The sequence below is a fragment of the Acinetobacter sp. YH12039 genome (assembly GCF_013420015.1).
In the GTDB taxonomy this organism is placed as follows: Bacteria; Pseudomonadota; Gammaproteobacteria; order Pseudomonadales; family Moraxellaceae; genus Acinetobacter; species Acinetobacter amyesii.
On the sequence record NZ_VOZA01000009.1, the window covers coordinates 1 to 14,723 of the forward strand.

Genomic DNA, 14,723 nt, shown 5'->3' on the forward strand with positions numbered 1-14,723 from the left:
TACATCCGACAGCTCCGACAGCTCCGACAGCTCCGACAGCTCCGACAGCTCCGACAGCTCCGACAGCTCCGACAGCTCCGACAGCTCCGACAGCTCCGACAGCTCCGACAGCTCCGACAGCTCCGACAGCTCCGACAGCTCCAGCACCTCAGCCAGTGGCAACGCAGTCAGCCGCAGAATATTTGGCAAACCCGCTTTAAGATTTCTGTTGAACAATAAAAAAGACGCCTCGGCGTCTTTTTTCATTTTAGGAAAATTAGGGCTTTTGCAGTTGCGTTAAGGTTTTGCGCGCCAGTCCTGGATCATCGGCAAATACACCATCTACACCAGCTTTATAGAAGTTTTCAAATTCTTTAGCCGCACCTGTATCACAACGTTCGGTCGCCACTGAGTTACATTTTAAATAGTCAGGTAAAAAACCATTTTCAGGTCTGAGTGTATAAGGATGGACTTTCAAACCAGCAGCATGGGCATCTTTGACAAAACTGGTTTGTTTAAATTCAGTGTTTGAAAAAATATAGGTTTTACTTGGACCTACACCATCTGCATATTTTGCCACTGATTTTAGGCCATCTGCAGTGGCTAAACTTGCATAATTTTGAGGTGAGTTTTGTTGCTGTAAGTCACCCGGTATGGCAGTTGGGCTATCTAATAATTGAATAATTTTGCCATGTTTGAGGGTTTTCTTTTGCGTGAGTTGATCACGTAAGTATTTAAGATTGGTGGTTTCAAAGGACTGTAAATATACAGGCGCGATATCACGTGTATAACTGTATTTGGCAAGCGTTGTGAGTAAACGATCTTCCATGGCTAGATTTTGCTGTTGGAAAAATGTGGGATGCTTGGTTTCAATATATAAACCAACAATTTTTCCAGTTTTTTTATAATGAGCTTCGGCAAGTTCAATGATTTGTTCGAGCGTTGGGATGCTGTATTGATCATTATATTGAGTGTTATTAGGGCGATATTGAGCAATACGCTCACGTGCTTTTACATTTTGAGTCAGTTCATTCAAATTAAAGTCTTCCGTAAACCATCCTGTATAGTCGATACCATCGATTTTTTTGGTGGTTTTTCGATCCGCAAATTGTGACAGCGTACTAATATTGGTTGTCCCTGAAATTTCACTTTCATGGCGCGCAACCAGATAGCCATCCTTGGTTGGCACTAAATCGGGTTCGATAAAATCCGCACCATCATCAATCGCTTTTTGATATGCGGCAAGGGTATGCTCGGGTCGCAAAGCACTGGCACCACGATGCCCAACAATGACAAAACCTGTATCAGGCAAAATAGGGGGCTTGGTGACATGGGTTTTATCGTCATCCGAATTACATGCAGATAAACCAAAAACGCTAAAAAGGAGCAGTGAAGACACGCCCCATGAGGATTTCACTTTGCTTGTTATGGCTAGATTTAACTGTTTTGTTAATTGTTTTTGCATGGCTGCCTCGGCATCTTTTTATTTAAATGAATGAAGTTGCAGGCATACATTGCAGGGCAGTGGCTAAGACTTCATGACAGAGGCGGTTTTGTCACATAAATTTACTAAAATAGCTGAAGTGGAGGCTCTCCATATTTTCTACATATTTCGCTTCAAGCAAGGTTTTTATGTAGTCTAGGCTTGTAATCAAGCACATTGTGATTGATTATCAATAAGATTTTTTGAAAAAATCAATCAACATATTTTATTTCATTAATTGAAAAGTGACATGGACTGATGCTGTCTAAGTTTTTTATTTATCGACCGATTTTTGCAGGTGTCTTGGCGATCATCGTCATGGCGCTCGGGCTATTTGCTGTGCTCAATTTACCGGTAGAGCGCTATCCAGATATTGCGCCACCACGAATTACGGTCAGCGCAAGTTATAGCGGTGCGTCAGCAGAAACAGTTGAGGAAAGTGTCACACAAGTTCTTGAACAACAAATTAAAGGAATTGATCACCTTTTATATTTTAGTTCAAGCAGCGACTCTTCAGGTCGAAGCCGGATCAGCATCAGTTTTGAAAATGGCACTGACCCAGATACCGCTCAAGTACAAGTACAAAATGCCATAAATGGAGTAATCAATCGGCTGCCTGAAGATGTGCAGCGCCAAGGGGTAAATGTCTATAAATCTTTGGGTGATACCCATATGGTTATCGGCCTCTATGATGAGACTGGCAAGAGTTCGAATATCGAGCTTGGTGACTATATGATGACTCATCTAGAGCAGGACATTGCTCGAATTGAGGGTATCGGTGAAGTCGATGTTTTTGGTTCGCAATTTGCCATGCGCATTTGGCTCAACCCACTGAAGTTAAAGCAATATAGCCTTATGCCCAGTGATATCCGTGCGGCTGTTGAATCACAAAATACGCAGGTTGCAGCCGGAGCCGTAGGTGAATTGCCGAGTGTATCGGATCAATATCTCAATGCAAAAGTCACTTCAGGTTCACGTTTAAAGTCAGTTGAAGAATTTGAAAATATTATTGTCAAATCTGCACGAAACGGCAGTTTTGTCTATTTAAAAGACGTTGCACGTGTTGAATTGGGTGCGGAAAATTATTCAGGGGTTAATACCATTAACGGGTATCCATCTTCAGGGATGGGGATCTCATTGGCTTCTGGGGCAAATGCACTTGAAACCTCAGCCTTAATTAAGCAAGAAATTGAACAGTTAGCGAAGCAATTACCTGCCGGTTATAAAATCGTTTATCCACGGGATAACACGCCATTTGTACAAGAATCGATTAAAGAAGTGGTGAAAACGTTATTCGAAGCCGTTTTACTGGTGGTTTTGGTGATGTTTATCTTCTTACAAAATTGGCGAGCAACGCTGATACCTGCGATTACGGTGCCTGTGGTGATTCTTGGGACTTTAGCGATTTTATATGCTTTGGGCATGACCATTAATACGCTCACATTGTTTGCATTGGTACTGGCCATCGGTCTGTTGGTCGATGATGCGATTGTGGTGGTGGAAAACGTCGAACGTTTAATGCATGAACAACAGTTAACAGCAAAACAAGCGGCCATCGAGTCGATGCATGAAATTAGCGGGGCATTAATCGGGATTACTTTGGTATTGACCGCTGTATTTATTCCCATGGCGTTCTTTGGTGGCTCAACGGGCGTGATCTATAGACAATTTTCCATCACACTCGTGGCTGCAATGGGCTTGTCACTGATGGTTGCGCTGATTTTAACCCCTGCATTATGTGCCTTAATTTTAAAACCCAATCCGAAACCACAGCGCTGGGCGATTTGGTTTAACACCAAATTAGAGACTTTAAAAACCAAATATCTAGCACTTGCACAAGCCACGGTTCGTTATCGCTTATGGACGGTGGTTTTGTTTGCGGGGCTCATTACGGTATTTGCTTTGTTTTATCGTGCTTTGCCGACCAGTTTTATTCCTAGTGAAGACCAGGGCATTTTGAGTGTGCAACTTAAATTACAAGAAGGTGCACCGATGTCGAAAAGTCGTGAGATCGGTGAACAAATTCGGCAGTACTTTTTGACTGAAGAAAAGCAAAATATTGATTTGGTGATGATTCGTTATGGACGAAATTTTTCTGGTACGGGTCAAAACTTAGGGCAAGGCTTTATTGCACTGAAGCATTGGGATGAACGTTCAGGACAATACAATTCAGCGCAAGCGATTCGTGAACGTGCTATGAAACATTTTAAAAAGTTCAACAATGCACAAATCAATGTCAGCATGCCGTCTTCAGTCAGCGGTCTTGGGCAAACCGATGGTCTGGAGTTTTGGCTGCGAGATATGAATGGTGAAGGTCGAGCTTATCTCGATGCGCAATTTAAAAGCCTGCAAGAGAAATCCGCACAATTCAGTAGTTTCGAAAATTTAGACAAACGCTCTAACCCAGACAAAGCTGAACTGAAAGTTGATATTGATCAAAAACAAGCGATGGCTATGGGTTTAACGCAAAATGCGATTAATAGCACCATGAGTAGTGCATGGGGCGGGAGTTATATTAACGATTTCATTGACCGTGGACGTATTAAACGCGTCATGATGCAGGCAGATGCCGAATTCCGTTCTAAACCAGAAGATTTGGCTTATTGGCATGTACGTAATGACCAAAATGAAATGATTCCATTTAGTAATTTTTCAACCATTGGCTGGAGTGGCGGCCCTGAAGTCGTCAATCGCTTTATGGGATACACCGCATTACAAATGGAAGCGGATACAGCCAAAAATGTCTCAAGTGGCCAAGCCATGCAGGATGTTAAAGCTTTAGTCGATCAGGTGCCTGGCGTGGATGTGGCATGGAGTGGTTTATCTTTTGAAGAGCAAAAATCAAGTCATCAAGCGATTTGGCTATATTTGGTCTCGATTGGATTTATTTTCCTCTGTCTTGCCGCCCTATATGAAAGTTGGAGCATTCCAACCGCAGTCATGAGTGCGATTCCACTCGGGATTGGCGGTAATATTTTGTTTAGCTACATGACTGGTTTTCCAAATGACATCTACTTCCAAATTGCCTTGCTGACGACCATTGGTCTGTCCTGTAAAAATGCGATCTTGATTGTAGAGTTTGCAGCGATGGCACAAGAAAAAGGCAAACATGTGATCGAGGCTGCAATGGAAGGCGCAGCACTACGTTTACGTCCTATTTTGATGACTTCTTTAGCATTTGGTGCAGGGGTGGTTCCTTTAGTTCTTGCTTTTGGTGCTGGTGCAGCCAGTCGTCAAGAGATCGGGGTAAGCGTACTCGGTGGGGTAATATTCGGTACAGTCTTGGTGCTGATTTTTATTCCGTTTATGTATGTGATGGTCCGATCTATTTTTAAAATCAAGCCGGTGTCTGAAACTTAGAAATAATTCACGCACAGCGTATCGCTCCACTAAAAGCCACCGTGAAAGCTTGAGTACATCGCGGTGGTTTTTTATGTCGCCAAATTTATGTCACCAAACTTTCGACAGGGAATGTTCACAGAGAATTTTCGCAAAGAACGTTCACCGAGAACATATTGAAGAGATTTGAAACTCTTTAGTTTATCCTTCAAAATGTGCTCTACATAGAAAGATTAAAATAAGAGTGAGTTGAATGGCGGATTTAATACAAAGACAGCGTGAAATTTCCGCTTTGCTGCAACAACAAAATTATGCAGCAGCAGTTTTCGCTTTACAGCCTCTGAACTACGCTGATCAGGCTCGTTTAATTCAGCAATTTCCAATCGAAGATCAAATCGAGTTACTTTCAGGTTTAGACCATCAAGGCTTGGTATTTGAGTTTTTCCCGTTTGAGTCACAGCGACAGTTAATCTCGCGTTATCCACTGCGTCTACAAATTGAATTATTTGATGATATGCATTCTGATGATGCAACGGATTTATATAAAAGTTTAACTGATGCAGAACAAGATCGAATTTACCAACAACTTGATCAAGATACCCAAGAGCATCTAAAGGCATTATCTGCATATGCAGAAGAGTCTGCAGGTGCAATCATGAGTTCAGACTATGTCAGTATGCCTGCTGACTTTACCATGCAACAAGCTATAGAGGCCTTACGCCATGAACCGCATGACCGTGAAACCCTGTATTTAATTTATGTCACCAATGATCAGTCTCAATTAGAAGGGGTGATTTCACTGCGGCAAATTTTGCAGGCCGATCGTGATGCACGGATTCAACAGGTGATGACCAAAGATGTGGTGACCGGCTGGATAGATGAAGACCAAGAAAGTATTGCGCGAAAATTGGCTGAATATGATTTTATGGCCTTACCGATTGTGGATCATGCCCAGCGTTTGATGGGGATTGTCACCTATGATGATGCGATGGATGTGGTACAGGCTGAAACCACTGAAGACTTTTTAAAAGCCAGTGCGGTGAGTACCGAACCAGGTATGAGCATTAATAAAGCACCGATTTTAAAGTTGTATCAAAAGCGGGTGTTCTGGTTGGTGATATTGGTCTTTGGCAGCTTATTGTCCGGATTAGGCATTTCATATTATGAAGACATCATTGCCGCACATATCGTCTTGGTTTTTTTCTTACCCTTATTGGTCGGAAGTGGAGGCAATGCAGGTTCACAGTCTGCAACCTTAATGGTGCGAGCGCTTGCCACTGGGGATGTAAAAATTCGTGATTGGTTTTATTTATTGGGTCGGGAGACGCTCGTCGCGCTTTGCCTCGGTGGAACCATGGCCATTGCTGTATCGATTTTAGGCTACTACCGTGGTGATGCAACCGTCGCTTTGGTCTTGGCTTTAAGTATGATGGGTATCGTATTGCTCGGTTGTTTAATTGGCATGAGTTTGCCCTTTGTACTCAATAAGTTGAAGCTCGATCCTGCAAGTGCATCTGCACCCTTGGTGACCTCGATTTGTGATGCGACAGGCGTGGTGGTGTATTTGATGATTGCTTCACAATTGCTCAATTTATAGAGATTAGCATTTTGCTACAGATTGAAGACTTCTAATATGTTTTAATCTCAGTGATTTACACGGTTTTTATTGGATAAAACATGACTGAACCATTAAAACAAAAAATGTCAAAGCAAGAAGTCATTCGTCTTGAACGCGATCTCGCAAAGTTTGCCAATATGATGGACTCCGTGGTTCGGATTCCATTTACTCGACAAGGGGTAGGTGCGGACGCAGCGTTGAGTACCATTCCCGTAGCTGGTGATATCGCAGGATTTGTCTTGACCTGTTATGCCGTCTATAAAGCCAAACAGATTGGCGTACCACAAGCCAAATTAAATGGTGTGATGAAACTCGCAGTTATAGATGCTGTCGTGGGGTTTATTCCTGTTGCAGGGACGATCTTTGATGTGTTTATTCGACCGAGCCGTAAAGCTTTAGATGTTGTACATACGCACATTCGTGAAGAATATCAAATCAGTACAGATCAACATGTGGTACATCCGTTTTTACATGAAAAATTAGAACAGAAACAACAGCAATCTGCTTTTTGGCGCAACCCTGTGGTTGCATGGATATGGATCCATATCCCAGATATACTCGGGATGATTTTCTTATTAGTCTTTATCTTTGCAATTTATATGGGTGGTTCATTGCTTTGGCAATGGTTAAAGGCCAATGGGGTATTGTAGAGAGAAATGCACTGTTGCTTGAGCGCGATCAATGAAAGGCTATTCAACTGAAAAGTGATTGATAAAACGGTAAACGCTCTGAGAAAAATTAGACTCAATAAAAAAGCCTCCATAGGGAGGCTTTTTTACGACTTACATCAGATGCTGAATTATGGGCAATCTAATTGTTGTAAAGCCGCAACACGTTGTTCAATCGTTGGGTGTGTTTGGAACAATGCAGCTAAGCTGAAACCTTGTTCTTGACCCGCAGAAATAGCAAAGGCTTTCATTTCTTTTGGCATTTGATCTGGCATTTCAGATTCTGCTTGTAAACGTAATAGGGCAGAAATCATCGCTTGTTTACCTGCTAGACGCGCACCAGCTTCATCGGCACGGTATTCACGGTAGCGAGAGAACCACATCACAATGGCAGACGCTGCGATACCAAAGACAATATCTAATACAATCGTAATGACGAAGTATGCGATACCCGGTGCTTCACCATCTTCACGACCGAAGACATTACGGTCGATAAAGTCACCTGCTACACGTGCAAAGAACATGACAAAGGCGTTGACTACACCTTGCACCAAAGCAAGGGTCACCATGTCACCATTGGCTACGTGACCAATTTCGTGAGCGAGTACGGCACGGAGTTCATCTTTGTTCATACGCTCCAGTAGACCGGTAGAAACCGCCACTAAAGCATCATTTTTGTTCCAGCCTGTTGCAAAGGCATTTGACTGGTACGATGGGAAAATACCCACTTCTGGCATTTTGATACCAGAACGTTGTGCTAGTTGCGCAACTTCGTTGAGTAACCATGCTTCAGCTTGGCTACGTGGTGCATTAGGGTCAATCAGCTCTGTACCCGTGGTTTTTTTCGCCATCCATTTTGACATGAATAGTGAGATCATCGAACCCACCATACCGAACACAAAACAGATAACGAGCAAGTTGCCTAAGTTTAAGCCGCCTGCACCGTGGTAACTACCGACACCGAAGAGTGACAAGATTATGCCAGCTACAACCAGTACCGCGAGGTTGGTCAGCAAGAACAAACCAATCCGCATCATTGGGTAAATCCTCTTATTATAGAAAAATGATCTGATTTACAAATAAAAATCATTAAACTCAATATGAGGTGAAAGTCTTAAAATTTCAAGGAAAAATTAGTAAAACAGATGCAATTTTACAAAATCAGTGATTTTATTCATTGAGATAAATGCGCGCTGAGGCAGAAGCATTTGCTGTCGCAAATGAACCTGAAGGTGCATCGGTAAAACTACCATTGTCCGTTTGAATAATTTGACGTGCCGGTGACTTGGCAACAGCAGGGGCAGCAGCATGATAATTGTCCGAACTGGCAATAATCCGACCACTATTAGAAGTGCTATTTGAACTGCTCGAACCCGAGACACTTAAACTACCAGCATATAGGTTGCTGTAGCGGCTAGTGACACGGCGGACATAGTCTTGAGTTTCACGAAAAGGTGGGATGCCACCATATTTTGCGACATTGCCTTCACCTGCGTTATAACCAGCTAAGGCAAGTGAGGTGTTGCCATTAAAACGTTTCAGTAGCCAAGATAAATAGCGCGCACCAGCCATAATGTTCTGATGTGGATCGTAGGCATTCGATACATTGAAGCGACGTGCTGTGGCAGGCATGAGTTGCATTAATCCTTGCGCACCGACTGGTGAGCGTGCATTGGTGTTAAAACCAGATTCGGTATGCATCACCGCTTTGATCAGACCTTCGGAAACACCATGTTGGGCCGCGGCTTGTTTAATAATATTGTCAAAGGCATTTTTATTACGGCTATAGCTTGGCAACACAGACGCTTCATTTGAGCCCCAGTTACTATAACTATGGATATTACTGTCCGGATAGTAGGTTTTTTTCTCGACTTTCAGATTGCTATAGCGGCCTTGTTTATTGGTTAGTAGCGTTGTGCCGTTACTTTCACGTAATTGATAGATCGTTTGGCCGGCAAAAATGCTCGGTGCAGCTAAACTGATAGCCACACTTCCACTTAATAACAGCCCCAAAGTCCAAGTATTGTTTTTCATTTTATTGTGAAGAAAAAAATTCTGTCCCCAAACAGTTAAAATAGAGTTTATCAAAAAAAAATCAGATGAAAAGGCTTCGAGGGCTGATTTCTTCTTTACTTTGTAAAAATCAAGTCATTTTGATGATTCAATAATCAAAAAAAATATTTATTTTTTTTTAATGAGCATAACTTGACACATCTAAAGCATTGATAAGTAAGGGATAATAAATTGATCAAAAAATGATCAATTTAAATAGAAGCCTTAAAATAAGGGCAGCTCACCTTGTCAAGTCATTTAAAATCCACAAAGTTATCCACAGCTTTTGTGGACAACTGTGGAAAAGTCCAAAAGATAAGCGTTTCGCCTAAAAAATGAACTCGACCGTATAAAATAATGCGCTGAGGATGACGTGATCATGACAGTATTTTTAGTTTTTTCGGAAATTACATTCTTTTGATGCGAGAAGTCTGCGAATCGGATAAAATTGCGCGGTATTTTTTTTTAGGTTTAACTCGTCTATGTTCTCGCCAGTTGAGTCCGAACAAGGATTTAATTTCAAACCAGAACTACCAACTAGCTCTGCGTATTATCGTTTATTGAAAAAGCTACGCCGTCAGGTCGGTCATGCCATTCGTGATTTTAAAATGATCGAAGAGGGCGACAAGGTGATGGTCTGTATTTCAGGCGGTAAAGACAGTTATACCTTGCTCGACATTTTGTTGCAGTTTAAGCGTATCGCACCGATTAATTTTGATGTGGTTGCGGTCAACCTTGACCAAAAACAACCGGGTTTCCCTGAAGAAGTATTGCCACGTTATTTAGAAGAAAACAAAATTCCGTATTACATCTTAGAAAAAGATACCTACAGCATTACTAAACGTTTAACCCCAGAAGGTAAAACGTATTGTGCAGTATGCTCACGTTTACGTCGTGGTTCGTTATACGGCTTTGCTCAAGAAATTGGGGCGACGAAAGTGGCTTTAGGTCATCATCGTGATGATATTTTGGCGACGTTCTTCTTGAACTTGTTCCATGGCGGTAGCTTAAAAGCCATGCCACCGAAATTATTGTCTTCTGATAAAAAGAACATTTTGATTCGTCCACTGGCTTATGTGGAAGAAAAAGACATTATCAAGTATGCAGAAATGCGTAAGTTCCCAATTATCCCATGTAACTTGTGTGGTTCACAGGAAAACTTACAACGTGCGATGCTAAATGACATGCTGCGTACTTGGGATAAAGAATTTCCAAAACGTTTACACAGTATTTTTGGCGCATTGCAAAATGTATCGCCTTCACAACTGGCAGACCGTGAGTTATTCGACTTTGAAGCCTTGGATGAACAACGCGAATTTGACTTCAAAAATAGCGAAAGTTGTTCAACTGAAGAAGGTGAGCCTGAAAGCAAACGCATTAATATGGTGAACTTAGGTTTTATGGCAGATTAAGCCGAAAACTTCATCACGCAAAAGGCATTCTACGGAATGCCTTTTTTATGCTTATGATTTTTCTCATTTTGTTGTTAAACAGTTAAATATTGAACGGTGCGTACAAAAAACTTTAGCCTTTTCGCAAATGATCATGCTATAACAAGCCTCAAGCAAAATATGCTTGCACTGATGTTGTCCGGAACGGCAACACACACGAACAAAATAAATTGAGGAAAGATCATGCCTGCTTTTTTAACTGATGATTGGTTTTCAACTGTAGAAACTCTGACAGCTCAAGCTGGTGATTTAAACTTACCACCTGCATTGGCTAATCTTGCAATTAACCTTGTAGTTGCTGACGCTGCAGGCAATACTGAATTGTCATTAGACGGTGGTGCAATTAAAAAAGGTTTATCTTCAAACGCGAAAACAACGTTGAACATGGATGCTGAAACGTTACGTAAAGTATTTCTTGAGTTTGATATGGCTGCAGCGATGCAAGCGTTTATGACAGGCAAAATAAAAGTACAAGGTGATATGTCACAATTGATGGCATTGCAAACAGCAAAACCAAGTACTGAACAAAAAGATTTATTCAAAAAAGTACTTGAGCAAACTGCTTAAGTCTAAAACGAAAAAAGCTTACCCGAAGGTAAGCTTTTTTTTGTGCGCTCACATGTAAATGTTAGGTGGATGTATATTAGATATTCACCAGTTGTGGTGTGGTTTTAATATGTTCCAAATAAGCACGAATACGTGTGACATATTGCACGGCTTGACGATAACGACCATTGCTGGCTTTGTTACGGTCGAGATAAGCATATAAGTTCACCCACTTATTCGGGTTTTTACCCTGAGCTTGGATGCGCTTTTGAATCTGACTTACAGCACCAGGACCCATGTTATACGCCACTAAGGCATACCAATTACGATCTGGGTAGGGAATGTTGCTATAACGGTTTAACATTTGGTCATAGTACTTTGCACCACCTTGAATGCTTTGAGTCGCATCTGTACGGTTGCTCACACCCATGGCTTTTGCTGTACTGTTGGTCAGCATCATAATGCCACGAACACCGGTCGGGGATACCGAGTCAGGTTTGAGGTAAGACTCTTGATAACCAATTGCTGCCAATAAATGCCAGTCTAGGTCGTATTGCTTGGCCGTGTTTTTAAAACTTGCCTTATAGATCGGCATACGTTTACTTAAATCACGTTGAATCACATTCCAAGAATCTTGTTTGACCACATTACGGTTGTAGAATGATGCCAACTGTCCAATTGCGCCATTTTGTTTGGCACGGCAAATAAAGCCACTCGCGGTTTGGCTGAGTGGATCGTCTGCATTTTTAAATACCCAGTTTAAGTTGCTGTTTAAACCATTTTTTTTCAAAGAAACGGTATCACCACAACTGGCTGAAAATGAAGTCAAGTGTTTGGCTTCAATGGTACTCATTCCGGCAGTGGTCATAGCAAAATTAGCTTGACCTTTGGCAACCATTTTTAAAGCAGTAGCATTGTCGTTCACTGTTTTAAAATCTAATTGGACATTTAAACTTTCTGCATAGTTACGTGCAAGGTCGTAACCAAAACCATGTCGATGTTTACCATCCTGAAAAACAATATCAGGATTGGCAACGGCAACAACAGTGAGTTTATTACTGTTGACGACCGCATCATATTGATGAGCTGTTTTGCTGGCATTAATACTGTGAAAAGGAATTAAGACAGTACTAAGTGCAAGCGCTTTAAATGGGAGAGAGTTAAAAGAGTTAAGGCAAAGCCTCGACCCAGAAGTTGAACTACTGTGCATGTTGTCTCCGCTACAAGTAATTTATGCCCTAAAAAGCAAAGGCAAACACGCCTCAGACTTTTTCAAGTTTGATAAATTCAATAAGGGTTGGGCAGTCATGACGTCATTCAAAAATGACTAGGGGTTTTCGGGAAATGTGTAGAAAATCTACACTGGATAAAAATTAAACAAGCCTAAAAGATGTGCGCATAATAATAAGCAAAAAAATACTTGTCAAATTTTGTACGAAAAAATATTAAAATATGTAACATAAATAATTGATTTTGTTTGCGAATAAATTTTATATACTTTGCCTGTGTAGAAATGGAGGATAAAATAGGCATGTTTTGTAAAAATCAGCGCTTGCTCAAGGCCGAAAAATCATCATGAAATCTAACTTAATTACCCGTGGTGGACACGATTTATTGGTCGCTGAACTTCAACATTTATGGCATGAAGAACGACCTGAAATTACCAAAAAAGTGAACTGGGCGGCCAGTCTTGGCGACCGTTCGGAAAACGCGGATTATCAATATAATAAGCAATTGTTACGCAAAATTGACCGACGTGTACGCTATTTGGGAAAACGTTTGGAAGAGCTTCGTATTATCGATTATTCACCCGAACAAAAAGGGAAAGTCTATTTTGGGGCGTGGGTCGATATTGAAAATGATGAAGGCGAACAAAAAACGTTAAGGATCGTGGGGGTAGATGAAATTTATGATCATCATCCACAGCATATCTCAATTGATTCACCTATGGCTCGAGCACTCCTGTCCAAGCAAGTGGATGATGAGGTCGAAGTCCTAACCCCACTGGGAAAAAAATGTTGGTATATCAATTCAATTCGTTATGAAATGGGCGAAAGTACTGAAAAATAACAAACTGCTCTTATTTTGTTCAATTGGATGTGTTTTTTACAAAATAATTTGCCATTGCTGAAATTTATTTATATGATGGCGGCCATGGAAGCGTGGCAGAGCGGTTTAATGCACCGGTCTTGAAAACCGACGAGGGCGCGAGTCCTCCGTGAGTTCGAATCTCACCGCTTCCGCCAAATTCAAAAACCCTGATGTTTTAACATCAGGGTTTTTTTATATGCGTAAATTGAGGCAATGTAATTAGCTATGATCTTAAGTTAGTATATATTGATTGAGCATCTGTTTTTCAGCTCTAAGCCAAAATTTTACAATCGCCTAAATTTTGTCTGAACGATTCGCCAAGTGTTCAAAATAAGGCAAAATAATTTGCCAATCTGAATTTTTATTTATATGATAGCGGCCATGGAAGCGTGGCAGAGCGGTTTAATGCACCGGTCTTGAAAACCGACGAGGGCGCGAGTCCTCCGTGAGTTCGAATCTCACCGCTTCCGCCATATTCAAAAAACCCCAATGTTTTACATTGGGGTTTTTTTTGCCTAAAATTTTTGAATTATTTTTTCGACAGGCGAAGCTGATATACAGCATGGATATGACATGCTATTAATTATTCACAATAAACAGAAAACAAGATCAATCGATTTAGAAAAGGAATTCATCCATGCAAAAACCAGAGCTTATTCATGAACTGGAATGGCAAGCGCGTTGTCAATTGGCGGCACTGTATCGCTTGATGGCTTATTATAAAATGACCGACTTAATTGATACCCATATCAGCCTGCGTTTAAGTCATGAACCTGAGCATTTTCTGATTAATCGTTATGGTGTGACCTTTGACAAAATGACGGCTTCTGATTTGGTCAAAATTGATCATGAAGGAAAAATTATTGAAAGTTATGATGCAGGGAAGATGGTGAATGTTGCGGGCTTTGTGATTCATTCTGCCTTACATCATGCGCGTGCAAATATTAATTGTGTGATTCATACGCATACTGCGGATGGCGTAGCAGTTTCTGCACAAGAACATGGTTTATTGCCAATCTCACAACACGCGTTAAAGTTCTATCAGAACATTGCTTATCATGAATATGAGGGCATAGCCTTTTCAACTGAAGAGCGTGAAAGGTTGGTGCATGACATGGGTCATTATCGCTGCATGATTTTACGCAATCATGGTTTACTTGCGACTGGAGATAGTGTGGCACGGGCATTTCATGAAATTTATTTTTTAGAACGAGCTTGTCAAATTCAAGTAAAAGCATTGTCGAGTGCTACATTGCATTATCCAAGTCCGAAGATTTGTGAACATACGTTGCAGCAGTTTGAAAATCCGATGGCCGAGCCCATTATTCAAGCGGCTTGGCAGGCGGCCTTGTCTTTAATTGAAGATCAGCACTCAGATTATTGTCGTTAATATAATTTTCTGTCATTTAGCTTATAAAAAAATGGCGCTATGCTTTATGTGCAGAAGAATAGTCATGGCATGAGCAACGCGTTATCATGTTCGTAGTGGAATTATG

The 14,723-nt window shown here is 41.3% G+C and carries 12 protein-coding genes and 2 tRNA genes; 10 read left to right on the top strand and 4 right to left on the bottom strand.

Annotation, left to right across the window (positions count from 1 at the left end):
* On the top strand, positions 1 to 200 hold a 200-nt coding region (locus tag FTT98_RS05745), incomplete at its 5' end, for a hypothetical protein (protein WP_180129252.1).
* A gap of 56 nt (positions 201 to 256) precedes the next feature.
* Here FTT98_RS05745 and FTT98_RS05750 read toward each other — a convergent pair.
* Positions 257 to 1,444 carry a glycerophosphodiester phosphodiesterase gene (locus tag FTT98_RS05750; protein WP_180026670.1) on the bottom strand — a complete coding sequence of 396 codons (1,188 nt, stop codon included), beginning with the start codon at positions 1,442 to 1,444 and terminating at the stop codon, positions 257 to 259.
* A 276-nt stretch (positions 1,445 to 1,720) separates the two neighbouring features.
* Here FTT98_RS05750 and FTT98_RS05755 point away from each other — a divergent pair, with 276 nt between their 5' ends.
* The 3 genes from FTT98_RS05755 to FTT98_RS05765 all read left to right on the top strand — a co-directional run bounded on the left by FTT98_RS05755 (position 1,721) and on the right by FTT98_RS05765 (position 7,069).
* Entirely contained in the window at positions 1,721 to 4,822 is a 3,102-nt protein-coding gene (locus FTT98_RS05755) for a multidrug efflux RND transporter permease subunit (protein ID WP_180177140.1), read from the top strand.
* Between the two features lie 232 nt (positions 4,823 to 5,054).
* On the top strand, positions 5,055 to 6,398 hold the full coding sequence (gene mgtE / locus FTT98_RS05760; RefSeq protein WP_180007504.1) for a magnesium transporter: 1,344 nt from the start codon (positions 5,055 to 5,057) through the stop codon (positions 6,396 to 6,398).
* Positions 6,399 to 6,478: 80 nt separating this feature from the next.
* Complete coding sequence (locus tag FTT98_RS05765) at positions 6,479 to 7,069, top strand: DUF4112 domain-containing protein (RefSeq protein WP_111883898.1); 591 nt, start codon at positions 6,479 to 6,481, stop codon at positions 7,067 to 7,069.
* A gap of 149 nt (positions 7,070 to 7,218) precedes the next feature.
* On the opposite strand, the gene htpX is transcribed toward FTT98_RS05765, so the two are convergent.
* Entirely contained in the window at positions 7,219 to 8,124 is a 906-nt protein-coding gene (htpX, locus tag FTT98_RS05770) for a protease HtpX (RefSeq protein WP_078190437.1), read from the bottom strand.
* A gap of 133 nt (positions 8,125 to 8,257) precedes the next feature.
* Complete coding sequence (locus FTT98_RS05775) at positions 8,258 to 9,121, bottom strand: lytic transglycosylase domain-containing protein (protein WP_180020710.1); 864 nt, start codon at positions 9,119 to 9,121, stop codon at positions 8,258 to 8,260.
* 500 nt (positions 9,122 to 9,621) lie between these two features.
* Here FTT98_RS05775 and ttcA point away from each other — a divergent pair, with 500 nt between their 5' ends.
* Both ttcA and FTT98_RS05785 read left to right on the top strand, forming a co-directional pair.
* Complete coding sequence (gene ttcA / locus FTT98_RS05780) at positions 9,622 to 10,551, top strand: tRNA 2-thiocytidine(32) synthetase TtcA (RefSeq protein WP_168378304.1); 930 nt, start codon at positions 9,622 to 9,624, stop codon at positions 10,549 to 10,551.
* A gap of 222 nt (positions 10,552 to 10,773) precedes the next feature.
* On the top strand, positions 10,774 to 11,157 hold the full coding sequence (locus tag FTT98_RS05785) for an SCP2 sterol-binding domain-containing protein (protein ID WP_078190434.1): 384 nt from the start codon (positions 10,774 to 10,776) through the stop codon (positions 11,155 to 11,157).
* Between the two features lie 76 nt (positions 11,158 to 11,233).
* Here FTT98_RS05785 and FTT98_RS05790 read toward each other — a convergent pair whose 3' ends face one another.
* Positions 11,234 to 12,346 (bottom strand): transglycosylase SLT domain-containing protein, encoded by a 1,113-nt coding sequence (locus FTT98_RS05790; protein WP_180113918.1) that lies wholly within the window; start codon positions 12,344 to 12,346, stop codon positions 11,234 to 11,236.
* 365 nt (positions 12,347 to 12,711) lie between these two features.
* Between FTT98_RS05790 and greB the strand changes: the two genes are divergently transcribed.
* The 4 genes from greB to FTT98_RS05810 all read left to right on the top strand — a co-directional run bounded on the left by greB (position 12,712) and on the right by FTT98_RS05810 (position 14,617).
* Positions 12,712 to 13,206 (top strand): transcription elongation factor GreB, encoded by a 495-nt coding sequence (greB, locus tag FTT98_RS05795; protein ID WP_180003371.1) that lies wholly within the window; start codon positions 12,712 to 12,714, stop codon positions 13,204 to 13,206.
* Between the two features lie 86 nt (positions 13,207 to 13,292).
* Positions 13,293 to 13,382: transfer RNA gene (locus FTT98_RS05800), tRNA-Ser, on the top strand.
* A 228-nt stretch (positions 13,383 to 13,610) separates the two neighbouring features.
* Positions 13,611 to 13,700, top strand: a tRNA-Ser gene (locus FTT98_RS05805).
* A gap of 164 nt (positions 13,701 to 13,864) precedes the next feature.
* The gene (locus FTT98_RS05810; protein ID WP_180177141.1) at positions 13,865 to 14,617 is read left to right on the top strand and encodes a class II aldolase/adducin family protein; all 753 of its coding nucleotides are present in this window, start codon (positions 13,865 to 13,867) and stop codon (positions 14,615 to 14,617) included.
* Positions 14,618 to 14,723: the final 106 nt, after the last annotated feature.

What these genes read in the sequence shown, in the direction of transcription:
- htpX (WP_078190437.1), bottom strand. Translation starts at nt 8,124, where the DNA reads ATGATGCGGATTGGTTTGTTCTTGCTGACCAACCTCGCGGTACTGGTT.
- FTT98_RS05750 (WP_180026670.1), bottom strand. Translation starts at nt 1,444, where the DNA reads ATGCAAAAACAATTAACAAAACAGTTAAATCTAGCCATAACAAGCAAA.
- greB (WP_180003371.1), top strand. Translation starts at nt 12,712, where the DNA reads ATGAAATCTAACTTAATTACCCGTGGTGGACACGATTTATTGGTCGCT.
- FTT98_RS05755 (WP_180177140.1), top strand. Translation starts at nt 1,721, where the DNA reads ATGCTGTCTAAGTTTTTTATTTATCGACCGATTTTTGCAGGTGTCTTG.
- FTT98_RS05775 (WP_180020710.1), bottom strand. Translation starts at nt 9,121, where the DNA reads ATGAAAAACAATACTTGGACTTTGGGGCTGTTATTAAGTGGAAGTGTG.
- mgtE (WP_180007504.1), top strand. Translation starts at nt 5,055, where the DNA reads ATGGCGGATTTAATACAAAGACAGCGTGAAATTTCCGCTTTGCTGCAA.
- FTT98_RS05785 (WP_078190434.1), top strand. Translation starts at nt 10,774, where the DNA reads ATGCCTGCTTTTTTAACTGATGATTGGTTTTCAACTGTAGAAACTCTG.
- ttcA (WP_168378304.1), top strand. Translation starts at nt 9,622, where the DNA reads ATGTTCTCGCCAGTTGAGTCCGAACAAGGATTTAATTTCAAACCAGAA.
- FTT98_RS05810 (WP_180177141.1), top strand. Translation starts at nt 13,865, where the DNA reads ATGCAAAAACCAGAGCTTATTCATGAACTGGAATGGCAAGCGCGTTGT.
- FTT98_RS05765 (WP_111883898.1), top strand. Translation starts at nt 6,479, where the DNA reads ATGACTGAACCATTAAAACAAAAAATGTCAAAGCAAGAAGTCATTCGT.
- FTT98_RS05790 (WP_180113918.1), bottom strand. Translation starts at nt 12,346, where the DNA reads ATGCACAGTAGTTCAACTTCTGGGTCGAGGCTTTGCCTTAACTCTTTT.